The sequence below is a fragment of the Christiangramia aestuarii genome, from assembly GCF_009735585.1.
In the GTDB taxonomy this organism is placed as follows: domain Bacteria; phylum Bacteroidota; class Bacteroidia; order Flavobacteriales; family Flavobacteriaceae; genus Christiangramia; species Christiangramia aestuarii.
The window spans coordinates 471,977-497,465 of record NZ_VJVW01000001.1 but is presented as its reverse complement, the minus strand read 5'-3'; the positions used below and the strand labels follow the sequence as shown (position 1 = coordinate 497,465).

Genomic DNA, 25,489 nt, shown 5'->3' with positions numbered 1-25,489 from the left:
ACTAAATTAAACTAACCTGCTGTTGAAGAAAAATTATTTTCTTTTATTTCTCCTGTGCCTATTTATCTGTAATTCGTCTAGAGCTCAAGCCGATGATTCCTACATTGAAAAAGAATTGGAAGAGTTGCTGGATAGTCTTATTAATGAAGTCGATAATTATCATTATGAGCAGGCTATAGATATTACCCACTCTTTGCTTACAAAGGCTAAAGACCTTAAAAACCATTATTATATCTCTAAGGGATATAACTTTCTAGGACATATTTATACAGATAAAAAGGATAGTGCACGTGCTCGGAAAAATTATACACTTGGTCTGGAATATGCCTACCTGAGTAAGAACGATACCTTGCTCATGCATGCCTATAATAACCTGGGGAATGTATATTCAGAGATACCGCAAACTACTTATAAAGGTATTTCATTTTATAATGAGGCTATCAAAGAAGCAAAAAAGGTTGGATCTCCTTTAGATGTGATTACTCCCAGGACAAATATTGGCTGGACTTACCTGGATCTTGGGCAGCATAAAAAAGCATATCCCTATATTCATAACTCCCTTGAATTACTTGATTCTACAGAGGTGACTGATTCTTTAGATAAGGAATATAAAGAATATTTATACTCCCAAATTTATATGCTGCATGGCCGGTATTTCAGCCAGGAAAAAGAATATGATACCGCCAGGTACTATTTTGAAACCTCTCTAAGAATGGTGGAAAAGGATAGCGCTATATTGCTTGCAGCAGATACTTACCGGGAATATTCAAAAATGTTGGCCCAAAAAGGTGATTATAAAAAGGCTTACGAGGCTCAGCAAAAATACATCGATTATAATGAACAGGTTTTTGAAAAGGAGAAACTAAAACAAACAGAGATCGCTAATGCCAGGTTTAATCTCAACCAGTATAAAAAGGACCTTTTAATTGCCGAGAAGGAACAGAAATACCAGAACGATATCATCCAGAAATCCAAGGAAAAAGTAGTGGTTATGGTTTTTTCTTCCATCGGGATGATCTTTATCCTGGTCTTTCTATATAAGGTGAACCGCGACCGTCAAAACCTGATCGAAAAGCTAAAGCATAAGAACGTTCAGTATCGCGATGCCAAGGTTGAAGCTGAAAAGCTTTCCTTACTTAAAACAAGATTTTTTAGTACGGTAAGCCACGAAATAAGAACCCCACTTTATGGAGTGATAGGCCTTACTTCGCTTCTTCTTGAGGATAAGAGCCTGGACAAGCACAAAAGCGATCTTAAATCCCTGAAATTTTCTGCAGATTACCTGCTGGCGCTCATTAACGATGTCTTGCAGATGAATAAAATGGAATCTAATGAGGTGAAGCTCGAAAATGTTTCTTTCAACCTGCGTGACCTTATGAATAGCATCGTTAATAGTTTCGAGTTCACCAGGGTGCAGAACAGGAACAAGATACACCTGGATATCGATGAAAGTATCCCGGCCTACCTGATAGGTGATTCCGTTAGGCTTTCACAGGTTCTAATGAACCTTGTTGGGAATGCGACCAAATTTACCGAAAGGGGAAATATCCATATCATTGCCCGCCAAATAGACAGTGAAGCCGAAACCTCCAAGATCTATTTTGAAATTAAGGATGATGGCCCGGGAATTCCGGAAAGCAAGAAGAAAGTGATCTTCGAAGAATTCTCACAGCTAAGTAATTCCAATTACAATTACCAGGGCACAGGACTTGGTTTGCCCATTGTAAAAAGGCTGCTTAAACTTTTCAGGTCTAAAATAAATCTGGAAAGTGAAGAGGGTAAAGGTTCCACTTTTAGTTTCTCGATCCTATTCAAAGTCGATACCTCTAAAAAGGAGATCGAAAAACCTGAAGAGGAATTCAAGTCATTGCATAATGAGGATAGGAAGAGGATTCTAATCGTGGACGATAACCGTATCAACCAGGTGGTGACCAAACGAATACTGGAAAAGAAGGATTTCGAATGCGAGGTAGCGGGGGATGGGCAAACCGCCATTGACCTGGTACAGAATGGAAATTATGACCTTGTTTTGATGGATGTGAATATGCCAGGAATTTCAGGCCTGGAAGCTACTAAAGAGATCAGGAAATTCGACCAGCATATTCCTGTCCTAGCCCTTACTGCGGTTGAAGTAGAGGAGATCAGGGAAGAGATTCAGGCTGCCGGGATGAGCGGCATTATCATCAAACCTTATGATGTACAGCAGTTCTACCAGATCGTTTACAAGAATCTTAGCCTTAACGAGTATACCGAAGAATTATAATTATTTCGTCACCTCCTGGGCTTTTTCAGGCGCCTTGAAATAATCTTTCTTAGGGTCGAAGAACCTGATGTTCGAGATGGTCGCCTCGCCTAGTTTTTCGCCAAATCCATCCTCAGAATTCCAGTTGTGGAAACTCCATTTGGTAGCGATATCTACATTTTCTACAGACTTAAAATCTGAATAAACGATCGCGTGCGGATCTTCTTCCGCTTTTTCTTTTTCCTTGCTGAAGGTGACAATATAGGCTGCTGCCTTTAGTCTGTTGGTTTCTTGGTCCTTATAAACAACATACCAGTCGTCTGGAGAGTCACCAATATTTGATTTAAAACTAAGTTTTGCCGTATCATAGCTTATACTGTCCAGCATCTTTGGTTGCTGTTCTTCCCAAACCGTACCTGGATCGGTAAGTTTAAAAGGCATGGCAAAGAAATACTGCCAGGTGAAAATGTCGAATCTCGCTCCCTTAGCTTCAGAAGTATCCGGGCTCATAAATACTTTTTCACCGTCATAAATGATCGAGGAACCGTCGGCTTTATCTACCCGCACTTTCGTGGAATTGGTGGTCATGGTCACCCTTCCCTCCAGACGGGTCTGGCCGCCAAATTTCAGGTTGATATCAAAGGCCACGGCCGGTTGGTTCATGAAAGCCGCCTTGTTATGTGCTTCCTCTATATTTTCAGAAAAAGAGAAAACTTTCGGGGGAGTGGCCCCATCGCCGATACCGTTATCTGGTTCCACCGGTATTTGCTCTTCAGAAGTATTCTGTTTACAGCTTATAATTAACAAGAAGGCGAAAAGGAAACTTAATTTTTTCATTGCTGGAATTTTTTTAAAAGTACGAAAAGAATGTACATCAAATAAAAAACCGCTTCCCCGAAGGAAAGCGGTTGGCATTCAAATATCGAATAAGGTTTATTTTACCATATCAAAACTTCTCTTGATAAAGGCAGTTAATTCCTCACCTTTAAGAAGGTTCTGAGATAATCTGGCCAGGTCTAAGGATTGCTTGATTAGACGCTGCTGTTTCTTCTCGGTTTTGGTGTTAAGAATGGTATTGATGAGGTCGTGGTTGGTATTCACAACCAGGTTATAAATCTCTGGCATATTGCCCATACCAAACCTTCCACCACCGCCGGTTTGCTGCATTTCTTTCATTCTACGCATGAATTCTGGCTGGGTGATGATCAATGGCGCAGCATTGCTGTCCATCGCTTCCATCTGTATGGTATACTTTTCTGAAGGGATCACCTTTTCAAAATCTGCTTTAAGCTTCTCTTTCTCTTCATCTGAAAGTTTAGAGATCTTTTCGTCATCCTTTTTAATAAGGTTATCTACGTGATCTGAATCTACACGTACAAAAGAGATCTTCTCTTTAGAAGTTTCCAGCTTTTGAAGCAGGTGAGATACGATTGGCGAATCCAACAGAAGTACTTTGTATCCTTTGTCTTTGGCTGCTTCGATATAGCTATGCTGCTCATTTTCGTTAGAAGCATAAAGGATCACCATATTTCCGTCTTTATCGGTCTGGTTTTCCTTGATCGCTTTTTCCAGCTCCTCGTAAGTGTAATAGTCACCATCTGTAGTTGGGTACAGCGCAAATTTGTCAGCTTTTTCGAAGAACTTGTCTTCGGTTAGCATACCGTATTCAATCACGATCTTGATGTCGTTCCACTTCTTCTCGAAATCTTCCCTGTTATTGTTGAAAAGACTCTTCAGCTTATCTGCCACTTTTCGTGTGATATAGCTAGAGATCTTTTTAACAGCACCATCTGCCTGAAGGTATGATCTTGAAACGTTCAACGGGATATCCGGAGAATCGATCACCCCGCGAAGCATGGTAAGGAATTCAGGAACTATACCTTCCACATTATCGGTTACAAAAACCTGGTTCTGGTAAAGCTGAATTTTATCCTTTTGAATGTTCATATCCTGCGCCATCCTTGGGAAATAAAGGATCCCGGTAAGGTTGAACGGATAATCTACATTAAGGTGAATATGGAATAACGGCTCCTCGAACTGCATAGGATACAATTCGCGGTAGAAGTCGTTATAATCCTTTTCTTCAAGATCTGTTGGCTGCTTGGTCCAGGCCGGGTTTGGGTTGTTGATGATGTTATCAACGGTTTTTGTTTCCGGCTTGGCATCTTCAGGTGCATCCTCAGGAAGGGGAAGTGTTTCTTCCTTGGTTCCGAACTTGATCGGGATAGGCATGAACTTGTTATACTTCACCAGTAATTCCTGAATGCGATTCTCTTCAAGGAATTCCTTGTCATCTTCATTTATATGAAGAATAACTTCGGTACCATGTTCCTTTTTATCAGCTTCTTCAAGTTTGAATTCGGTGGTACCTTCACAAACCCAGTGAGCCGCTGGTTCGTCTTTATGAGATTTGGTGATGATCTCTACTTTGTTAGCTACCATAAAGGCAGAGTAGAAACCAAGACCAAAATGACCAATGATCCCGCTGTCTTTAGCGGAATCCTTATATTTATGTAAAAATTCTTCAGCGCCAGAGAAAGCTACTTCGTTGATGTATTTTTCAACTTCCTCCTTGGTCATCCCGATCCCCTGGTCGATAATATGAAGGGTCTTGTTCTTCTCATCGATCTTCACTTCGATGGTCGGGTTACCATATTCTACATTCGCTTCCCCAAGACTGCTTAGGTGCTTGAGTTTAAGAGTTGCATCGGTTGCATTTGATATAAGCTCCCTCAAAAAGATTTCATGATCACTGTATAAAAACTTCTTGATGAGCGGAAAAATGTTTTCAACAGATACATTTATTTTTCCGGTTGCCATAGGTATGATTTTAAATTTTGATTCGCATTTCTGATTTCAAAAAAAATACCATTAGTGAATTGCTGTCAAACTGACACTTACTGTAATTAAATGGCGGGCATGTCGTCTAAAACCCTGATTCCAAAAAACCTAGTAAATATTTAACAAAGTTTTGTTTAAAGTTTATGGAAAAAACTTGAACAAATGTTGTATTTTTGAAATAGAAATTAAAATTATGGCGAAGAAGACAGGAAATAGTAAAGTGAAGGAAAAACCAAATGCAGATAGGCTCATCGCTATTTATATGGACCATGTTCTGGAACATGAGAAAACTCCTAAGAGTGTTTACAAGTTCACCAAGGATAATGGTCTAACCGAAGCTGACTTCTATAAATTTTTCGGAAGCTTTGAAGGATTAAGAAAAGCGATCTGGGAAAAGTTCTTTGACAATAGTACTGAAGTAATGGAGAAATCTAAAGAGTATGCTACTTTCTCTAACCGTGAAAAGCTGCTCACTTTCTTCTACACATTTTTTGAAGTTCTCACTGCCAACCGCAGTTACGTATTGTACACTTTAAATGAGCATGGGCAGTCCCTAAAGACCATGGACCAGCTTAAGACACTTAGGAAAAGAATGAAGAACTTCGGGAAAGAACTTATAGCAGATAATAACAGGGAAAAATCCTTAAAGGTCTTTCAGCAGAATGAAATGTTATTTTCTGAAGGTGTGTGGGTACAGTTCCTGTTCCTGCTAAAATTCTGGATGGACGATAATTCCGCAGCCTTTGAAAGTACCGATGTGGCGATAGAAAAATCTGTAAATACGGTCTTTGACGTATTCGATAATACCCCATTAGAAAGAGTGGTCGATTTTGGCAAATTTCTATGGAAAGAAAGAATGGCCTAAGCCTAAAGAAGAAAGATAGATGAAAACCATAGATAGCATACCAACAGGCAAATTAGGCAGAACCGGAAAGCTGGTATCTACCGGGGTGAAAATAGGTGGCAATTACCTGAAATATTATGGTAAAAAAGCCTTTAATCCCGAGTTGACCAGAGATGAGCTGGATGAAGATAATGCTACCGATATTTATGACGGTCTGAAAAGCCTGAAAGGTAGCGCCTTAAAGGTCGCCCAAATGCTTTCCATGGAGAAGAATCTTCTTCCTGGAGCATATGTAGAGAAATTTAGCCTGGCGCAATTTAGTGTGCCGCCACTGTCTGCCCCTTTGGTACGTAAGACTTTTAAAAAATACCATGGAGAATATCCTGAAGACTTATACGATACATTTGCAACCCAGTCGGTAAATGCCGCCAGCATCGGTCAGGTGCATAAAGCGACAAAAGAAGGGAAAAAACTTGCTGTGAAAATCCAATATCCGGGGGTTGCAGATAGTATCAGTTCAGATCTGGCGATGGTAAAGCCAATTGCCTTAAAGATGTTCAATCTACAGGCGAAAGATTCTGAAAAGTATTTCAAGGAAGTTGAAGGTAAATTGCTGGAAGAAACAGATTATGTGCTAGAAGTAAAGCAGAGCAAGGAAATTTCTGAAGCCTGTGCACATATTCCGAATCTAAAATTTCCGAAATATTACGAAGAACTTTCGAGTGAACGAATTATTACGATGGATTGGATGGACGGGATCCATCTGAGTGAATTTGCCAGGCAGAACGAAGACGAGGAGCTGGCAAACAAAGTGGGTCAGGCTTTGTGGGATTTTTACATGTTCCAGATACATGGCTTAAAACAGGTACATGCAGATCCACATCCCGGCAATTTTCTGGTAGATAAGGACCATAACCTTATAACAATAGATTTTGGGTGTATCAAACAGATCCCCCAGGATTTTTATGAACCTTATTTCTCTTTAACAAATAGAGAAAATTTAAACAATAAGGAATTCTTTTATCAAAGGCTTTACGAGCTGGAAATTCTCAACGAGAATGATTCTGAAAAAGAAAAAGAATTCTTTTCTGAAATGTTTCACGAGATGTTCACCATGTTTTCGACACCGTTTCAATCTGAAAGGTTTGACTTTACCGACGAGAAATTTTGGAAACATCTTACTGAACTAAGCGAAAAATATTCTAAGGACCCTGAATTACGAAGAATGAATGGAAATAGGGGAAGCAGACACTTTCTCTATATGAGTAGGACCTTTTTTGGCCTTTACAATCTATTACATGATCTTAAAGCGAAAGTAGAAATAGAAAATTTTAGAGTGTATCTCTAATGGTTGATTTATTGGTTAGGTTGTTAGAAAGCGTGGTCACGTTCTAGTGGTTGCGCTTTCTTTCTTTAAAACAAAGATCCCCGGCAATTCGCCGGGGATCTTTATTTATTTATTTATGGGAATCACTATCTAATTTCCCGGGGTTTCCTGGAGCTCCTGTTCTTTTGGCTCATCTTCTTTATTCTCTTTCTTGTTCTTCACATATTTTTCCAGCCAGCGATCCTGTTCCCACAGGACATGCAGAACAGATTCTTTTGCGCTGTAGCCATGACTTTCCTTAGGTAGCATTACCAGTCTGGCCGTAGCACCAAGTCCTTTTAGGGCGTTGAAATAGCGCTCGCTCTGCATAGGGTAAGTTCCCGAATTATTATCGGCTTCTCCATGAATAAGCAATAAAGGGGTTTTCATCTTATCTGTGTGCATGAAAGGGGACATGGTGTTATAGACCTCTGGTGCTTCCCAGTAACTTCTTTCCTCACTCTGGAAACCAAAAGGGGTCAGGGTTCGGTTATAGGCACCACTTCTGGCGATTCCTGCTGCAAAAAGATCGGAATGTGAGAGCAGGTTAGCCGTCATGAAAGCTCCGTAACTATGGCCACCCACGGCAACCCGGTCACGGTCTACATATCCCATTTCGTCAACAGCATCTATGGCCGCTTTAGCATTGGCCACCAATTGTTTTCTAAATGTGTCGTTTGGTTCTTCATCACCTTCACCCACGATTGGGAAAGAAGCGTCGTCCAGCACAACATAACCGCGGTTCACCCAGTAAATAGGAGAACCATAGTAAGGATAGGTGAATTCGTTGGCGTTGGAAGTATTTTGAGAAGCCGAATTCTTATCCTTGAACTCACGCGGATAAGCCCACATGAACATCGGTAATTTTTCAGGATTTTCTTTATCGTAACCCGCCGGAAGGTAAAGCGTGGCATTCAATTCCAGGCCATCTTCCCTTTTATAACTGATCACCTCCTTGCTTACCTCTTCAAGGCTCTTGAATGGATTTTCAAAAGACGTGATCTGTGTAAGCTCATTATTAGCATCGATATCGCGAATGTAGTAGTTTGGATATTCAACCGAAGATTCGATTCTTACCAGGATTTTTCCATCTTCAATATCCAGGGCCTCTACCAGCGTTTCCTTTTTATCCTTAAATTCAGACTGGTAAAGTCTTTCGGTATCGCCATCATCAAGATCTATTTTGTCTACAAAGGGGAATTGTCCTTCTTCAGTATATCCGGCTCCCAGTAGAAAAGCATCATCACCGTCTAATTTTAAAACGCTTTTACCAAATTTATTTTTCCTGGTCACGAAATTTCCCGGATCACTGTATACATCTTGGTAATTCCTGTCGAAAATGATCTTAGGCTCTTCAGAAGCGTCAGCAGGATCAAAAACATAAGTTTTGGTGTTCCTGGTATTCCACCAGTAATCGCTGGCTATGGCCAGGTTTTCCTCTGCCCATAGAATTCTGCTGGCGCGGTTCTTTACTTTAAGAAGCGATTTACCTTCACCTTTAAAAGGAGCTTCCAGTTGAAAAAATTCATCGCGATAATCAGCTTCCTCCTCGGGATCTCCGCCATCAAGGGCCTCCACATAGACCAGGCTTGCCGGCTTATCGTCCCGCCATTGGAAATCTCTTTTCCCGGTACGCTCTGCCATAAATCCTTTAGGAAGATCCTCGATCAAAGGCACATCATTTATCTTGCTTACCAGTTTTCCAGTTCGGGTATATACGTTAGTTTCTGAAGGGAACCTGTAGTAAGGCACCAGGTAGGAGAAAGGTTTTTTGATGTTGGTGATCATCACATATTCACCATCTGGCGAAAATGAAATATCGCTGTACATTTTAGGTTTCATCCATTTTGAAGAGGTACCGTCTAGGTTTACCTTGATAAGTTCAGACCTGGCTAGCTGTTCAAAGTTGTATTCGTCATTAGGATTCTTTAAAAGATCCTGGTAGGTACGGTTCTGTGCTTCTTTTCCATCACTTACAGAGATCGTAGGCCCGGTAGGAACAGAAGTTTCGGTATCTATCAGTTCCTTCCTGTCTGCAGGAAGCATGGTGACGAGCAAGGCAGAATTATCCCTGAACCAGTTCACGGTACTTCTCATGTTCGCATTGATATGTGCATCGGTAAGCTTTTTCGTGGTTGCCTCCTTTACATTCAGTACCCAAAGTTCTACTCCCTTAGCGGTGGTATGGGTGAAAGCGATCATGGATTCATCTGGTGACCAGGCGAAATTGGTAAGTCTTGGAGCGTCTGGCAATCCTTTTACTTGAGTAGGCTGTTCCGCATCGATCTGCTTTACCTTCAGGTTGTTGTAATACCGAGCCCGGCTGTTAATATTGGTTACGGGATTAATCCTTAACCCGCCAAGGCGCATCTCGGTTTCACTTAATTCAGCAATACTTTTAAACTGGTCGCGGTAAAGGAAGGTCATCATTTCAGCATCGCTGTCCAGGATGGTGGCAGGAGCCAGGGGAACATCAATAAGCTCCAGGATCTCTTTAGGTGGTTTTTGATAATCCAGATTTTCCTGGGCGAACATTCCCGAAAGGAATAGAAAGCATGCCGAAAGACAAATAACAATTCGGTTCATAAAATAGGTTTTAGTTTAAATTTAAAACGCGACAAAAACTGAAGGAATGTTAATGTTTAGTATATTGCGCGTCCGTTTTTTTACAATTTGCTTAAATTTAATAAGATTAGTTTTTAATTTCATAAAAAACATCCATGTATCAAACAAAAATTGCAGGATTAGGAAAATATGTCCCTGAAAACATAGTGACGAACGATGATCTGTCTAAATTGATGGACACGAATGATGAATGGATCACCGAGCGTACAGGAATCAAGGAAAGAAGACATATTAAAAAAGGAGATGGGAACACTACCGCCACCATGGGAGTGAAAGCTGCTAAGATCGCCATTGAAAGATCTGGAATTTCAAAAGATGATATAGACCTTATAGTATTCGCTACCCTGAGCCCGGACTATTATTTTCCTGGCTGTGGAGTTCAGGTGCAGGAAATGTTGGAGATAGATACTTGTCCGGCCCTTGATGTTAGAAACCAGTGTAGTGGTTTTATTTATGGCCTGTCTGTGGCAGATCAGTTCATCAAGACGGGAATGTATAAGAACGTTCTTTTAATAGGTAGCGAGAACCATAGTGGAGGATTAGATTTCACTACTCGTGGCCGCTCTGTTTCAGTGATCTTCGGAGATGGCGCCGGTGCCGCCGTGCTTACCAGGAGTGATCATAACGGTCAGGGGGTACTTTCCACGCATTTGCATTCTGAAGGTAAACATGCCCTAGAACTTTCTTTAAAAGGACCAAGTACGGAGCATTGGGTGCCAGAAATCATTGCCGAGAACCCTCAGGGAGATGATATTCCCTATTACCCATATATGAACGGGCAGTTCGTTTTCAAAAATGCCATCCAGCGTTTTTCTGAAGTCATTAATGAAGGCTTACAGGCGAACGGGCTTGAGGTTTCAGATATAGATATGCTTATTCCTCACCAGGCGAATCTCAGAATCTCGCAATTCGTGCAGCAGAAATTCAGACTTTCAGACGACAAGGTTTATAATAACATTCAGAGATACGGTAATACTACCGCCGCTTCTATCCCTATCGCCCTTACCGAGGCCTGGGAAGAAGGAAAGATCAAAGATGAAGATATAGTGGTGCTTGCCGCTTTTGGTAGTGGATTTACCTGGGGTAGTGCAATCATTAAATGGTAAAATAACAAGCTCCGCTTCTGGCGGAGCTTTTTTTATATTCCCTTGTAGTATTTATAAAGATCATAGATTCCAAAGGCTATAAAACCAATGGCCAGAATGATCCCGAAACTATCTGTTTCCACAGCCTGGGATTTCTGGTAAAGCCTGAAACTTCCATAAGCCAGGAAGACGAGTCCCAGGACAAGATTCCAGATATTGCGTTGAGGTTTTTCATGCCCTTCAAGCGGCTCTTCACTGTTCATCCTTGAAGTCTTTAGGGAAAGTGGTCCTGGCTATTTCTACTGCCTGCTCGAGATCTTTCTCCAGAACAAAAAGAAGTACCTGGCCCGGAAGTCCGCCTCCGAAACCTGCCCGCAGGCCGGAGTCGAAATCATTCCTTACCCGGGAATGAATTCCTTCCTTTTCAAATAATTCCTGTAAATACTGTACGTTGGTTTCAGGGCCGGTATAGACCCTTTTGTAGCTATAGTTGTCTTCGTCACTCATTGGTTAAGGTTTACATCCCTAAAATACGAATTAGGTAGTAGCAATCTTAACTTTTTAAACGGAAATTAACTTTCTAAGCATTGTAGAACTTGCTGTCCCAAATGGCTGTATTGAAGTTTTTTCCCATTTTAAAGCCATAAAAAATGGATAGTCCTGCAAACCACTTAAAGATAAAAAAGAAGACCATAAAGAATTCTGTAGTGCTTTGCTGTTGAGAGAATAATCCATCAGGGATTAGCAGCGCGGTAAGAAAACTGATGGCCAGCAGTAAGACCACGAAATTTTCCAGGGTCTTGAAAGGCCACATGATCATCTTTCTGAAAGGATGCAGGTCATTGCCCCATTTATGGATAAGGTAATAGTAATCATTGCCAATAGGAGCGAAGAGCAGCGGATCATCGGCATTTTCAAGTTTGAACAATTTCGAGGGGGCAACGATCTTAAAACCCCTCAAAGTGGTTTCATGGGCTTTCTCGAGTCTATTTACCTCCATCACCGCTTCATACGGAATTTTAGCTTTAAAGAATTTTGAATCAAGAAAACGAAGGCGGTAATCGATACAGATCTGATAAATATCGTCCAGGTGAAAGATCCTGTGGGTTTCCAGCAGGTCAAAATTGAAGTCATTTCGATCTATTCCCTGGCCGGCTTCTAATTCCTTAAAGATCTCTTCATCCTTTTTTCCGGCTTCGGCCAGAATTTTCTCAACCTGTTCCAGTAATTGCTGTTCAGAGGTCTTTTTATCTCGAATTTTAAGGAGCTGCTTTTCTAAATTGGTGCGGGGAATTCTCAACTTCATTTTCTTTTTCTTTAGCTCCACTAAATTAGACAATTAAGCTTAGAATTACAATCTGAGACCACTCAAAAACAGGAAATTAACAGCCTGCTTCAGGCTCTACAGCTGTTAATTCTATGCCAATTAGCCCTAATTTAAAAACCGTCTAAGCTGCTTCAGCGTAACTTTCTATATAAATCATTAAAACTATTGATATGAAAAATTTAAAATTATTCAGCCTGTTAAGTATTTTCCTTTTTGCTGGAATTATGGCCAACGGGCAAACCACAAGTGCAGAGACCAATATGGTTGGAGGAGCCGAGATGTATTCTACCAAGAATATTGTAGAAAACGCGGTAAATTCTAAAGATCACACTACGCTGGTTGCCGCGGTAAAAGCTGCCGACCTGGTTGATGTTCTATCAAGTGAAGGCCCGTTCACCGTATTTGCTCCTACGAATACTGCTTTTAATGCGCTGCCAGATGGAACTGTAGATACACTGCTAAAAGAAGAGAACAAAACTAAACTACAAGGGGTATTAACATATCATGTGCTTGCCGGAGATTATAAAGCCGGAGATATTGTTGATGCGATCAAAAAAGGAAATGGAAAAGCCACTTTTACCACCGTAAATGGCGAAAAACTATATGCTATGTTAGATGGTGATAAGGTGAAGCTGAAAGATGCTAACGGAAAGGTGGCCACCGTTACCCAGGCAAATGTGAACCAGTCTAACGGGGTGATACACGTGATAGATGGCGTTTTGTTACCATAAGTTTCGATAAAAATTTAATTGAATCACAAAAAGCGGCTTCAGGCCGCTTTTTCCGTTAAATAAAAGTCAAATTTAGCCTGAGCGTTTTCCATTTAAAAGCATTCAGGTTATTTTGACTAAAATGAAAAATCTTAAAGCTATGAAATTTCTAAAATTAGGTTCATTTATCATGCTAGTAAGCATTTTGCTGGCGTCCTGCGGTTCAAGCGGACCTTCAGCTAAAGATGATCTAAAAAAACTTAAATCTTATAATACCTATGCCTTTTTGCCTAATAAGGATACCATCATTAACCGGGAGCTGGAAAATGAAGCTATTCAGCAGGTGATCGTGGAAACCATTAATGCCAATATGCGCGATGAAGGTTTTGTGCTGGACCAGAGAACTCCAGATGTACTGGTACATTTTCATCCAATGTTCGACGAAAAAGTGGCAGTGAACGCAAATCCCGTTTATACCAATTATCCGTATTATCGTCCAGGGCATTATGTAGGACCCTATTACCAGGATTTCATGTATGAGAACTATTTTACCATACAACGCCTGAACGGACCACGGGTGGCCCAGGTGCCTTACCGGGAACGTTCTATCGTGATAGATCTCATAGACAGAAGGACCAACGAAATTCTCTGGAGAGGTACTTCCGAAGAAAATATAGGAAGCAGGCGTATGCAACGAGAAATAAGGGAATATATAGACGACATATTCAAAGAGCAGTTCTAGGAATTCTAGATGTCAAAAAAAACCGTGTGAAGCTCACACGGTTTTTTTATTATCTCAATTCAGCCTTGAGTTCTTTTTCGAACCTGTGCTGGAGCTTTTTCATCATTTTGTCCACCTGCTTATCGGTAAGGGTTTTGTTCTCATCCTGGAACATAAAACTAACCGCATAACTTTTCTTGCCTTCCGGAAGATTTTTACCTTCGTAAACATCAAAAAGGTTAACATCGGTGAGCATTTTCTTTTCGGTCTGCCTGGCGATCTGCTCGATCTCATCATAAGTGACCGACTGGTCCAGAAGCAAGGCAAAATCCCTTCTTACGCTTGGATACTTTGGAATAGGAGCGTAGCTGGTCTTTTGCTGCTTGGTAATCTCGATCACCTCATCCCAGTTGAAATCTGCAAAGATCACTTCCTGGTCTATATCGAACTTCTTAAGAACAGATTTCTTAACCACTCCAAATTCTACCAGTTTAGATTTCTTATTACTTAATTGCAGGCCTTCAGAGAAGATATCGCTTTTTGCCGATTTCAGCTTCAGATCTTTCACTCCAAGTTTTTCAAAAATGGAATTGATCACTCCTTTCAGGTAGAAAAAGTTTCCGTTGCCCGGTACTTCGTTCCAGCTTTCAGAAGTTCTAGCCCCAGAAATGAACAGGGAAAGGTGCTTTTTCTCCTCTCTGCCGCTAACAAAAGAGTGGTAGGTCTTTCCGAATTCAAAGATCCTGATATTGCTGCGCTTTCTATTAATGTTGTAACTGATGGCCTCAAGACCAGAGAAAAGCATGCTCTGCCTTAGCACAGAAAGGTCCTGGCTTAGCGGGTTAAGCATTTCTACCTGGTACTCATTCTTTAACTCTTCACTCAGCTTATTGTAATTAGAAGTAGTTAAGGAGTTAGCCATGGTCTCATAGAATCCCTGACCGATCAATTGCCTGGCGATGAGGTTCTGTATCTTGTAATCTTCAAACTTAGATGAATTGGCCACCGAAAGGCTAAGCTTATCTCCAAACTTGATATTATTATATCCGTAAACCCTTAAGATCTCCTCGATCACATCAGATTCGCGCTGTACGTCCACGCGGTAAGAAGGGATCGTAAGTCCCATCCCGGTTTCGGTCACGTTATTAACCCTGATCTCGAGAGAGGCAAGTATAGATTTAATGGTTTCCTGTTCCAGGTTCTCCCCAATAAGTTTGTTTACCTTTTCAAAAGTTAAGAACACCTGGAAATCCTCGATTTTTTTAAAATAGAGATCGTCGATATCGCTGGTGATCTCTGCATCTGCAATTTCCTTGATAAGCAGTGCCGCACGTTTTAGCGCGTACTCAACCGAGTTGATGTCGATACCTCTTTCGAACCTGAAAGAAGCATCGGTGTTTATCGCATGCCTTTTGGCAGTTTTACGAACGCTTACCGGATTAAAATAGGCACTTTCCAGGAATACCTGGGTAGTGTTTTCGGTTACCCCACTGCCAATTCCGCCAAATACCCCGGCGATACAAAGTGGTTTTTCAGCATCGCAGATCATAAGATCTTCCTCGTGTAATTCTCTTTCTACCTCGTCTAGGGTGGTGAACTTAGTGCCCGATGGCAGGGTCTTTACATTGATCTCGTTCCCGGCGATCTTGCCGGCATCGAACGCATGCAATGGCTGCCCTAACTCGTGCATCACGTAGTTGGTGGCATCTACCACATTATTTTTTGGGGTGATCCCAATGGCTTTTAACCTGTTTTGTAACCATTTTGGAGATTCTTTTACTTTCACTTCTGAAAGGCTTACCCCGCAGTATCGCGGCGCCAGGTTAGAATCTTCAACCTTTATCTGGATTCTTAGACTTCTATTATCTACATGAAAACTGCTTACCGAAGGGGTGATAAGCTCCATTTGCTGTCCCTTTTGCTGGTAACCTGCTTTCAGGTCGCGGGCAACACCCCAGTGGCTCATGGCATCGGCACGGTTAGGGGTAAGTCCAATTTCAAAGACCTCATCATTCTCTACCTCGAAGATTTCGGCTACGGGAGTTCCTGGTACAAGTTCATTGTCCATTACCATAATCCCCTCGTGGCTTTGACCAAGACCAAGTTCTTTTTCAGAACAGATCATTCCAAAGCTCACTTCACCACGAATCTTTCCTTTTTTGATTTCCCAGGCTTCTCCTTTTTCGTCATAAAGTACGGTGCCTATGGTCGCAACCGGAACTTTTTGCCCGGCGCTAATATTTGGTGCGCCACAAACGATCTGTACTTCCTCGCCGTTACCAATATTCACCTTGGTTAATTGCAGCCTGTCGGCATTTGGATGAGCCTCACAACTTAGAACATGGCCAACCACTATGCCATCAAGCCCTCCTTTTATGCTCTGGAAGCTATTGATGCCTTCTACTTCCAGACCAAGGTCTGTTAATAATTCGCCGGTTTTTTCAGCGTTTTCGGGTAGTTTGATGAACTGTTTAAGCCAGTTATATGAAATCTTCATGAATTGTCTTTTTCAGGCAGCAAAGATAGTATTACGAATGGTTTTGTCATAATTTGAAAAACAATTTTGTAGCCGCTCCTGAGAAAAGAAAAAGAGGTGATTACACCTCTTTTTCCTGCTCTTAAGTGTTGATTTCTAGTTTCGTTTTTTCAGGTTCATTGTCCTTACTTTTTGCCAGTCATCTCCATTGGCATTATAAACTATCCATTCTACCTCATCTGCATTCTTTTTGAGGTCATGTTTCACTTTTACTTCCTCGTTATCATTATTGGTATAGGTTTCCATCATTTCATAATGTCCCGGCTCAACTTCCTTGACCTTCATTTTTGAATTATAGATCCCCTGGGTCTGATTCCTGCGCATATAGGCAATATCGAACTCGTCTTCCGTTGGGTCGTAAACCATGACCCTTTTACAGCAGGGGTCCTTGTCGGGCCCGTCATGATCCACGATCATAATAGAACCGGACGGATCAAAAGAAACCTTATTGGTACTTTTAGAACTGTTCATTTCTTTCCCGTTCTGGTAGGTCCTGGTCTCGTTATCCCAGTTACCTACCAGGAAGTTCAACTGTTTGTCCTTATTTTCCAGGATGGCCATTTTTGCTTTCCCCGCTTCCATGACCAGTTGATTTTCCTCGGTATCCTTTTCTGAAGCCAGTTTCATTGACTTTTCAATATATTTTTTAGCTTCTTCCTTTTTCCCCATTTCCAGTAGAACGTCAGAATAGGAATCATAAGGATTGGCTTCGTTTGGATATTCTTCGATCTGAGCCTGTAGAAGCATTTCAGCAGCTTTTAGGTCTTCTTCCTCTTGCATCAGGCGATAGGCTAGCACGTTTAGCGGTTCGGCCATTCCTTCGTATTCCTTGTTAGGATTGTTCTTTTCGTATTGTTTTAGTACTTCCTTGGCCCCCTTGTCCTTATAAGTTTCATAGAGCTCATCTTCCATAGACCTGTTTACGGTCTGTGCGAAAAGTGAAGCGGTAAAAAAGATCAACATTAGGCTGATACTCCATTTGATTTTTGTAATTGCACCCATAATTTGAATTTTTAATGAATAATTGATTAATGCTCACAATAGCATTTGATTGTAGGGTAATGGGCTTGTAAATTTTACAGATCATCAAAAGGGAGCAGGGCTCCCTTTAAGACCTGCTTCTAACTTTTCTTTTTCATATGGCGATAAACCATCTTTTCTTCGCCTTCATCGGTTATATTATATACAGTCCATTCAACCTCATCACCGTTTCGTTCTACCACATGCCTGGTTTTCATCTTTTCATCATTATTTTCCATGGTTTCGATCATTTCCAGTTTATTGGTGCTGTATTCCACGATCTTCATCTCGGCGGTCTGGAAACCGTTAAGGTTGTTGCTGTTTGTCCTGGCTACTTTGTAAACATTGTTCACCGCATCATAGGCGATCATCTGTGTGCCCTCCCAGTTTTCTTCCTCGTTGGTCATTTTCATCACCAGTGCCGAATTCATTTTGCTGGGCATAAATTGTACATCGTCCCTGAATCTCAAGGTCTTTTCTCCATCTGGGAAATTATAGGTCTCTACTTTCCAGTTGCCTTCAAGAAAGCTGAACACCTTATTGAGTCCTTTTAATTTGGCGAGTTTAGATTTAGAAGCCAGGATAAGATTATTATTGAAATCATTATCTTCTGCACCGGCGAGCAAGTCTATAGATTTGTTCAAATTATTGATAGCTTCTTCATCCTTTCCCTGCTCTATAAGTGCATCGGCGTAGGAGTCATAAGGGTTGGGTTCGTTAGGATGTTCTTCTATTTGAGCCTTAAAAACTAACGCGGCAGCTTCGGCATCATTTTCATCATTGAGCAGCCGGTAACCCAGAACGTTTAAAGGCTCCTGTAGCCCATGGTATTCCTTGTCCTCCGGCATGTTTTTGTACATGCTTAGGGCTGCATCTGCCCCGTTAGACTTATACTCCTTATGGAGCTTATCGATCGTTTCCATATCTGCTTCTCCGTTCTGAGCGAACAGGCTCATTGACAGGATAAATAGAAGACCGCAGATGCCCTGTTGTAAAGTGGTTCTTGATTTCATCTTTTTAGGATTAAATGGTGTTAAATGAATAGTTATAGAAATTGCCTCATGGCTTTTTCACATTACTTCAAAATGGGGCGTAAGAATCTACCTCAGAGATTTGGGGAGGGCATGAGGTTACAGGTAAGTATTAAAAATTTTCGGATTGCTTAAATATACGGAAAAATGCATAAATAGCTGTGATTCAGTAATTAAAAAGATGCTGGCCTTTTACAGGTGACCATTAGATTTTAATCGATAACAGGTTCTCTCAAAATTGGATATGGAAGCATCCTTATAGAAATTCCATTTTACTGAAAGCCTTTAGTTTCTATAGCACACCATTTAATTGAACAAGCCAGATAAGAGATCCATGAATGATTATCATTTTAGGTTTTCTAAAAAATGCCAATTAATGGGGGAATACCCCCATATTTAAAAACAGCGTTTTATCGTACAAAAAGAAATCTTGTGAAATAGCCTGTTCTCCTTTCCCGGCCTGGTTTAGCTGATGTAGTTCCAGATGGTTTTATTCTGAACCAGCCTGGAATAGGCATGTTTGATCATGGCATGCTTTTCCTCGCTAAGGTTTGGGTCTTCCTTCAGGATCCTGGAGGCATAGTACCTGGCCGACTGAAGAATGGAGTTATCCTTGACGATATCGGCTATTTTCAGGTTGAGGACCCCGCTTTGCTGGGTTCCCATAAGATCTCCTGGACCCCTGAGCTTAAGGTCCACTTCCGCGATCTCGAAACCATCGTTGGTAGCGGTCATGGTTTCCAGACGGGTTTTGCTGTCGTTAGACAGCTTATGTCCGGTCATCAGGATACAGAAACTTTGTTCGGCGCCCCTTCCCACGCGGCCTCGTAACTGGTGTAGCTGGGAAAGACCGAATCTTTCAGCGCTTTCAATGATCATCACACTGGCATTGGGCACGTTCACTCCAACCTCGATCACGGTCGTGGCCACCATGATCTGGGTTTCGGCCCTTACAAATCGGTCCATCTCGTAATCCTTATCTGCCGGTTTCATCTGCCCGTGCACTATCGAGATCTGAAAATCGGGGAATTCCCGGGCGATACTTTCATAACCGTCCATCAGGTCCTTATAGTCCATTTTTTCGGATTCCTGGATAAGTGGATAAACCACATAAACCTGCCGGCCTTTTTTTATCTCATCCCTTATAAAAGCGAAGACCTTTAGCCGGTTGCTGTCAAAACGATGCACGGTCTTAACCGGTTTCCTGCCCGGCGGCAGTTCGTCTATCACCGAAATGTCAAGGTCACCATAAAGGCTCATGGCCAGGGTTCTGGGGATGGGCGTCGCGGTCATTACCAGGACGTGCGGTGGGATATGGTTCTTTTTCCATAATTTGGCTCTCTGTGCTACTCCAAACCTGTGCTGTTCGTCGATCACCGCCAGTCCCAGGTTCTTGAATTTAACTTTGTCCTCTAAAAGGGCATGGGTTCCAATTAGGATATCTATCTCACCGTTCACCAATTTTTCATGGATCTCCCGCCTTTCTGCGGTCCTGGTAGAACCAGTTAGCAGCCTGATCTCCAGGGCGAGATTTTCGCATAATTCCTTCAGTCCGTTATAATGCTGAATGGACAGGATCTCGGTTGGAGCCATCAGGCAGGCCTGGAAACTGTTGTCCAGCGCGATAAGCATCGACATTAGCGCGACGATGGTCTTTCCTGAACCAACATCTCCTTGTAGCAGGCGGTTCATCTGCGCCCCGCTGCCCATATCGCTCCTAATTTCCTTGATCACCCTTTTCTGGGCATTGGTGAGGTCGAAAGGAAGATGGTTCTGATAAAAGTCATTAAAGTGCTCACCTATCTGGTCAAAATTAAAACCCTTGATCTTTTGCTTGTGCATCAGGTTACGCCGAATAAGCTGCAACTGGATGAAGAAAAGTTCCTCAAATTTAAGTCGGAACTGCGCCTTGGCCAGTAATTCCTGGTTTTTGGGAAAATGTATGTTAAAGATGGCTTCCGCCTTCGGTATGAGCTTTAGTTCTTCGATAAGGCCGGCACTCAGGCTTTCTGAAAATTTCAGACCGGTTTGCTGCATCACCTCCTGCATCATCCGCATTACCACCCTGTTGGTGATTCCTTTTTTCACCAGCATTTCGGTGGAAGGATAGACGGGCTGCATGGCCGTTCGCAGGTTCTTTTTATAATCTGCCACCAGTTCCATTTCGGGGTGGGGCATGCTGAAAACGCCGTTATACCAGTTGGTCTTTCCGAAGATGACATAAGGAGTATTCAGCTTTAGATTTTCCCGTATCCATTTATGTCCCCTGAACCAGATAAGTTCCAATTTGCCGGTATCGTCCACAAAATCTGCGACCAGACGTTTTCCCCTTTTTTGCTCGACCATTTTCATGTGAACGATCTTTCCTACAACCTGAACTTCCGCGGAGTTTCTCTGCAGCTGGTTGATCTTATAAAAACCGGTCTTATCTATATACCGATTGGGAAAGAAGTTGATGAGGTCCCGAAAATACTTAATATTGAGCTCTTTCTTTAAAACTTCGGCTCGATTTGGTCCAACACCTTTCAGGTATTCAATGGGGGTTTGCAACAGATTTTGGATCATAAAAACGAAGATATTAAAACCGATTGATTTAAACAGAGCTGCAATTAACCGAAGATGTTTAAACTTTAAATTTTATGGTTTGAGCTTTCAAATTTGTATTTTGCAGAAGATATTCTCCTTATTTCGATGCAAAAACAACTTGCTTTCCTGCTTTTTTTCTGTTCGTTTTATTTAATGGCCCAGGAAAAAAGCCAGTCCCAGACTGAAAATTTCGATTTTAAACATGTTGATGCTTATATAAAGATCCGGCCTTCCCAAAAAAAGGTCGAGGGCCGCGTGATCTATGATTTTGATGTGCTCGCTCAAAAGGACAGTCTTTTTATAGACGGCCGTAAGATGAGTTTTTCCGGGCTTAGTCTTAACGGAAAACCGGTCAAATCCTCGATCGGAGAAAATGGTATTTATATACTGCATGAATTCCTTCCTTCAGAAAATAACCGGCTGGAGCTGGATTATTCCGTGCAGCCTGGCTCTGGTATGTATTTTATCAACTGGGAATACCCGGACCTCGATAGTTCTGAAAAGCAGGTTTGGACTCAGGGGCAGGGGAAATATACTTCCACCTGGCTTCCCAGTTTTGATGATATGAAAGAAAAAGCCGAGTTCGACCTGAGTTTTGAATTTCCTGAAGGCTTTGAACTGGTTTCTAACGGACGGCTTGAGTCCAGCGAAAAAATAAATGATTCTGTCAGGCTATGGGAATTCGATATGGAGAAACCCATGAGCAGCTACCTGGTGGCGGTTAGCGCAGGAAAATTTTATTCAGAAGAGATGCAGTCTTCCGCGGGAGATAATATCAACCAGTATATCATGCCGGGAGATTCGGCCAAATTTGAACCTACTTACCGGTACACCGGGCAGATCTTCGATTTTCTTGAAAAAGAGATCGGCCTGCCTTATCCCTGGCAGAATTATAAACAAATGCCTGTCATGGATTTTCTGCATGGAGGCATGGAAAATACAGGTCTTACCATATTTTCAGCTTCTTTTGTGACAGATTCTATTGGCTTCAAGGACAGGAATTATGTGAATGTGAATGCCCACGAACTGGCGCACCAGTGGTTTGGCAACCTGGTTACCGAAACCTCGGGCAAGCATCACTGGCTGCATGAAGGTTTTGCTACCTACTATGCCTTACTGGCTGAAAAGGAGATCTTCGGTGAGGATTATTATTACTGGAAATTATATGAGTCTGCAGAGCAGCTCAAAGAGCTTAGTGACTCCGGGAAGGGAGAATCCCTGCTGAATCCATCTGCAAGTTCGCTTACTTTCTATCAAAAAGGAGCCTGGGCCTTACATATTTTGAGAGAAAGGGTAGGGGATGAGGCCTTCAGAAAAGGTATAAAGAATTACCTGCAGCTTTACAGTTTTAAAAATGTGGAAACCGATAATTTCCTGGCAGAAATGGAAGCTGCCTCAGGCCAGGACCTATCCAAATTTAAGGAGGATTGGTTAGAGCAATCGGCTTTTAAGGCCAACCAGTCTTTAGAAGCATTGAAGGAATCTGAATTTATCACCAGTTATCTCAATATTGCGGCGCTTCGGGAAACCGGGCTGGACCAGAAATATGAATACCTGGATAAGGCATTGGATTTTCCGGTGAACGATTATATTGGCCAGGAAGTGGTGCACCAGCTGGCAGGACTGGAATCTGAAAATGCTAAGAAATTATACCGTAAAGCCTTTGAAACCAATAACGTATTTGTACGCCAGGCCATCGCCCTGAGCATGCAAAAGATTCCGCAGGGTTTGCAAAAGGAATTCGAAAGTCTTCTTGAGGATGAATCTTATCTCAGTATCGAAGCGGCGCTTTATAAGCTCTGGGAACAATATCCGGACAAAAGAATTGAATATCTTGAAAAGACCAGGGATATAGTCGGTTTTTTTAATAAGAACGTTCGTATGCTCTGGCTAATTCTAAGCCTGGTGACTCCTGAATTCGAGCCAGAACTCAATCAGCAATATTATGCGGAACTGGCAGGGTATACGGAAACCTGGAGACCATTCCAGATAAGGGAAAATGCCTTTAGTTACCTGTTTCAGTTAGGAGCCTTTAACGAGGCTAGTTTACAAAGTCTCATAAAGGGAACACAGCATCATACCTACAGTTTCAGAAATTATTGCAGGCAATTGCTGGGAGAGCTTTTGAAAAATGAGGAATATAAGAAAGAATTGATCGATCTTTCAGGAAATATGAGCGAGGCAGAAACCTCTTATTTAAGGTCTAAAATATCCGGATAAATGCGTGCACTGGTAATTTCAGGAGGGGGGAGTAAAGGCGCTTTTGCAGGAGGCGTTGCTCAGTACCTTACAGAAGAACTAAAACGTGAATATGATATTTTTATCGGTACTTCTACCGGCAGCCTTTTAATTTCGCATATGGCCTTAAATAAGGCCGAAAAGGTCAAGAAGGTATATACCTCGGTGAACCAGTCCAGCATCTTTAGCAGTAAACCATTTTTGGTCACCAAAAAACACGGCCGTGAGAATATAACGATTAACCATGTGAACGTGCTCAAGAATTTCCTGAAAGGAAAAAAGACCTTTGGCGATAGCTATAATTTGAAAAAATTACTGGAAAAGACCCTTTCGCGCGAGGAGTTCGAGGAATTGAAGGCAGGTCCAAAGGAAATTGTCGTCACGGTTTCAAATATATCCCTGAATGAGGTAGAATATAAATCTATTAAAGATTATGATTACGAGGAATTTATCGAATGGATCTGGATCTCCTGTAATTATACTCCTTTTATGAGCCTGGTGAAAAAGAATGGCTGTGAATATGCCGATGGTGGGCTTGGTTCCATGGTGCCTATAGAAGAGGCCATAAAACGAGGGGCTACAGAGGTAGATGCGATCATTTTACAGACCGAGGTGACCTACTTTAACCGCATGCCTTCTAAAAACGTGTTTTCACTTATCACCAATCTTTTTGCTTTTATGCTAGACCGTATCGAAAAACAGAATATCAGGATCGGGAAATTCTCTGCAGCCAACCATGATGCTATCTTAAATTTTTACTATACCCCAACTGTACTCACAACTAATTCGCTTATTTTTGATGAAGAACAGATGACGGCATGGTGGGAGAGTGGCTTTGAATTTGCCAAATACAGAAATGAAGAGTTGAACCAAATCGAACCTTAATGCGAGCATTGGTAATATCTGGAGGAGGAAGCAAAGGAGCTTTTGCCGGCGGCGTGGCTCAGTATCTAATTCAGGAACAAAAAAGAAATTACGATCTGTTTTTAGGAACCTCCACCGGGAGCCTGTTAATTCCGCATCTTGCCGCGGGAAATATCCAGAAAGTTTACGACATCTACACCAATGTTACCCAGCGTAAAATCTTTAGCGTAAACCCTTTTGTGGTCAAGAAGAAGGAAGGCAGGGAATACGTAACCATCAATTACATCAATACCATCTGGCAATTCATGAGGTCCCGAAGGACTTTTGGAGAAAGTAAGGCCTTAAGGAGAAATATCAGGAAAAGTTTTTCACGTAAGGATTTCGACGAACTGAAAGCACAGGTAGAAGACGTGGTGGTCACCGTATCTAACCTTTCTAAGAACAGGGTGGAATACAAATCTATCCACGAGTTCGAATATGACGATTTTTGCGACTGGATCTGGATTAGCTGCAACTATATTCCTTTTATGAGCCTTGCCCAAAAGGACGGTTTCGAATATGCCGATGGCGGCCTGGGATGCGTGGTCCCTATTAGGGAAGCGATTCGAAGGGGAGCCACCGAAGTGGATGCCATTATCCTCGAGGCTGAAAATATGGAATACAACAAGATCCTGGGAAAGAACCCATTTTCATTGATGGTCAACCTTTTCGGGTTCCTGCTGGATCAGGTAGAATATCATGATATCGTTGAAGGTAAACTGGCCGCGATGAACAAAAAGGTAAAGCTGAACATCTATTATACTCCCACTAAACTCACCGAAAACTCTTTAGTTTTCAATAAAAAGGCCATGACCGAATGGTGGCAGCAGGGCTATGAATACGCTGAGAAAAAGGAGATGGAAAGGAAGGCTTCCCGTACTTCCTGGTTTAAGTTAGGCTTTTAACCTCTTTTTTAATGTAAGAAAGAGCGGCATCTGTTGGAGCCTGCTTGTCCATCATATTCTTTAAGATCACCTGGCGTAATTCATCGGTGGTATTTACTTCTTCCTTTTCGGTAGCTTTTCGAATCAGAGTGATGGTAGCATTCTTTGCCGTTTTTACATAGTCCCAGCAATCATTGCTTACATAGATCTGTTGCGCCAGGTTATGCTCGAATTCCTGCTCGATATTTGCGATTAGTAGGTTTGCATACATGTCGGCGTCCTCAGAGGTTGGTTTTACCCTGAACAGGATCTGTCCCGGAGAGATCCTTTCCAAAAGTAGGGCAAGTCTTTCGTAGGCCTGTAGTCTAATTGGTAGTGAAGTTTTCTGTTTTTCTCGTAAAAGCAGAAAACGTCTCCTGTTCTCTTCGTTTTTGGAGTAACTGCTGAAAAAATAAAAAGAAACAAAACCTACCACGATGGCAGGTAAAATGGCGTATAGAAAATCGAGGATCTCAGTCTGATTCATTAAT

Annotated in this window: 20 protein-coding genes; 9 read left to right on the top strand and 11 right to left on the bottom strand. The window is 41.8% G+C overall.

The window, feature by feature from the left end:
• Positions 1–22 precede the first annotated feature (22 nt).
• The gene (locus tag FLP08_RS02115) at positions 23–2,263 is read left to right on the top strand and encodes a tetratricopeptide repeat-containing hybrid sensor histidine kinase/response regulator (protein WP_156273563.1); all 2,241 of its coding nucleotides are present in this window, start codon (positions 23–25) and stop codon (positions 2,261–2,263) included.
• Here FLP08_RS02115 and FLP08_RS02110 read toward each other — a convergent pair whose 3' ends face one another.
• Together FLP08_RS02110 and htpG are read right to left on the bottom strand one after the other, a co-directional pair.
• Positions 2,264–3,079 (bottom strand): DUF6503 family protein, encoded by an 816-nt coding sequence (locus FLP08_RS02110; protein ID WP_156273561.1) that lies wholly within the window; start codon positions 3,077–3,079, stop codon positions 2,264–2,266. It lies immediately after the preceding gene.
• A gap of 96 nt (positions 3,080–3,175) precedes the next feature.
• Positions 3,176–5,062, bottom strand: coding sequence for a molecular chaperone HtpG (gene htpG / locus FLP08_RS02105; RefSeq protein ID WP_156273559.1), 1,887 nt, complete (start codon positions 5,060–5,062; stop codon positions 3,176–3,178).
• A 214-nt stretch (positions 5,063–5,276) separates the two neighbouring features.
• Between htpG and FLP08_RS02100 the strand changes: the two genes are divergently transcribed.
• Together FLP08_RS02100 and FLP08_RS02095 are read left to right on the top strand one after the other, a co-directional pair.
• Positions 5,277–5,948 carry a TetR/AcrR family transcriptional regulator gene (locus FLP08_RS02100; RefSeq protein WP_156273557.1) on the top strand — a complete coding sequence of 224 codons (672 nt, stop codon included), beginning with the start codon at positions 5,277–5,279 and terminating at the stop codon, positions 5,946–5,948.
• Between the two features lie 19 nt (positions 5,949–5,967).
• Positions 5,968–7,275: an ABC1 kinase family protein gene (locus tag FLP08_RS02095; protein ID WP_156273555.1), complete on the top strand. Its 1,308-nt coding sequence runs from the start codon at positions 5,968–5,970 to the stop codon at positions 7,273–7,275.
• Between the two features lie 129 nt (positions 7,276–7,404).
• On the opposite strand, the gene FLP08_RS02090 is transcribed toward FLP08_RS02095, so the two are convergent.
• Positions 7,405–9,879 (bottom strand): S9 family peptidase, encoded by a 2,475-nt coding sequence (locus FLP08_RS02090; RefSeq protein ID WP_156273553.1) that lies wholly within the window; start codon positions 9,877–9,879, stop codon positions 7,405–7,407.
• A 134-nt stretch (positions 9,880–10,013) separates the two neighbouring features.
• Here FLP08_RS02090 and FLP08_RS02085 point away from each other — a divergent pair, with 134 nt between their 5' ends.
• Positions 10,014–11,024, top strand: a complete 1,011-nt coding sequence (locus FLP08_RS02085) for a 3-oxoacyl-ACP synthase III family protein (RefSeq protein WP_156273551.1) — start codon at positions 10,014–10,016, stop codon at positions 11,022–11,024.
• Positions 11,025–11,056: 32 nt separating this feature from the next.
• Here the strand turns inward: FLP08_RS02085 and FLP08_RS02080 are convergent, their stop codons facing one another.
• The 3 genes from FLP08_RS02080 to FLP08_RS02070 form a co-directional block, all read right to left on the bottom strand.
• Entirely contained in the window at positions 11,057–11,266 is a 210-nt protein-coding gene (locus FLP08_RS02080) for a hypothetical protein (RefSeq protein ID WP_156273549.1), read from the bottom strand.
• Positions 11,256–11,510, bottom strand: a complete 255-nt coding sequence (locus FLP08_RS02075) for a putative signal transducing protein (RefSeq protein ID WP_156273547.1) — start codon at positions 11,508–11,510, stop codon at positions 11,256–11,258. The genes FLP08_RS02080 and FLP08_RS02075 overlap by 11 nt, the downstream gene beginning before the upstream one ends.
• 73 nt (positions 11,511–11,583) lie before the next feature.
• On the bottom strand, positions 11,584–12,309 hold the full coding sequence (locus FLP08_RS02070; RefSeq protein ID WP_156273545.1) for a hypothetical protein: 726 nt from the start codon (positions 12,307–12,309) through the stop codon (positions 11,584–11,586).
• 191 nt (positions 12,310–12,500) lie between these two features.
• On the opposite strand from FLP08_RS02070, the gene FLP08_RS02065 reads away from it, so the two are divergent.
• Complete coding sequence (locus FLP08_RS02065) at positions 12,501–13,061, top strand: fasciclin domain-containing protein (RefSeq protein ID WP_156273543.1); 561 nt, start codon at positions 12,501–12,503, stop codon at positions 13,059–13,061.
• 139 nt (positions 13,062–13,200) lie between these two features.
• Entirely contained in the window at positions 13,201–13,782 is a 582-nt protein-coding gene (locus FLP08_RS02060) for a DUF4136 domain-containing protein (protein ID WP_156273541.1), read from the top strand.
• A 49-nt stretch (positions 13,783–13,831) separates the two neighbouring features.
• Here FLP08_RS02060 and pheT read toward each other — a convergent pair whose 3' ends face one another.
• The 4 genes from pheT to recG form a co-directional block, all read right to left on the bottom strand.
• Positions 13,832–16,258, bottom strand: coding sequence for a phenylalanine--tRNA ligase subunit beta (pheT, locus tag FLP08_RS02055; protein WP_156273539.1), 2,427 nt, complete (start codon positions 16,256–16,258; stop codon positions 13,832–13,834).
• Between the two features lie 135 nt (positions 16,259–16,393).
• A complete protein-coding gene (locus FLP08_RS02050; protein ID WP_156273537.1) occupies positions 16,394–17,299 on the bottom strand; it encodes a tetratricopeptide repeat protein in 906 nt (301 codons plus the stop codon).
• Positions 17,300–17,418: 119 nt separating this feature from the next.
• Positions 17,419–18,330, bottom strand: a complete 912-nt coding sequence (locus FLP08_RS02045) for a tetratricopeptide repeat protein (RefSeq protein ID WP_156273535.1) — start codon at positions 18,328–18,330, stop codon at positions 17,419–17,421.
• A 483-nt stretch (positions 18,331–18,813) separates the two neighbouring features.
• On the bottom strand, positions 18,814–20,913 hold the full coding sequence (gene recG, locus FLP08_RS02040) for an ATP-dependent DNA helicase RecG (RefSeq protein ID WP_156273533.1): 2,100 nt from the start codon (positions 20,911–20,913) through the stop codon (positions 18,814–18,816).
• Positions 20,914–21,006: 93 nt separating this feature from the next.
• On the opposite strand from recG, the gene FLP08_RS02035 reads away from it, so the two are divergent.
• Genes FLP08_RS02035 through FLP08_RS02025 form a run of 3 tightly spaced genes read left to right on the top strand, consistent with a single transcriptional unit; the run spans position 21,007 to position 24,980 of the window.
• Positions 21,007–23,154, top strand: coding sequence for a M1 family metallopeptidase (locus FLP08_RS02035; protein WP_156273531.1), 2,148 nt, complete (start codon positions 21,007–21,009; stop codon positions 23,152–23,154).
• Positions 23,155–24,057, top strand: a complete 903-nt coding sequence (locus FLP08_RS02030; protein WP_156273529.1) for a patatin-like phospholipase family protein — start codon at positions 23,155–23,157, stop codon at positions 24,055–24,057.
• Positions 24,057–24,980 carry a patatin-like phospholipase family protein gene (locus FLP08_RS02025; RefSeq protein ID WP_156273527.1) on the top strand — a complete coding sequence of 308 codons (924 nt, stop codon included), beginning with the start codon at positions 24,057–24,059 and terminating at the stop codon, positions 24,978–24,980. Before FLP08_RS02030 ends, FLP08_RS02025 begins: the two co-directional genes overlap by 1 nt.
• Here FLP08_RS02025 and FLP08_RS02020 read toward each other — a convergent pair.
• A complete protein-coding gene (locus FLP08_RS02020) occupies positions 24,964–25,485 on the bottom strand; it encodes a DUF7935 family protein (protein WP_156273525.1) in 522 nt (173 codons plus the stop codon). The two genes, FLP08_RS02025 and FLP08_RS02020, sit on opposite strands and share 17 nt — an antisense overlap.
• Between the last annotated feature and the right edge of the window lie 4 nt (positions 25,486–25,489).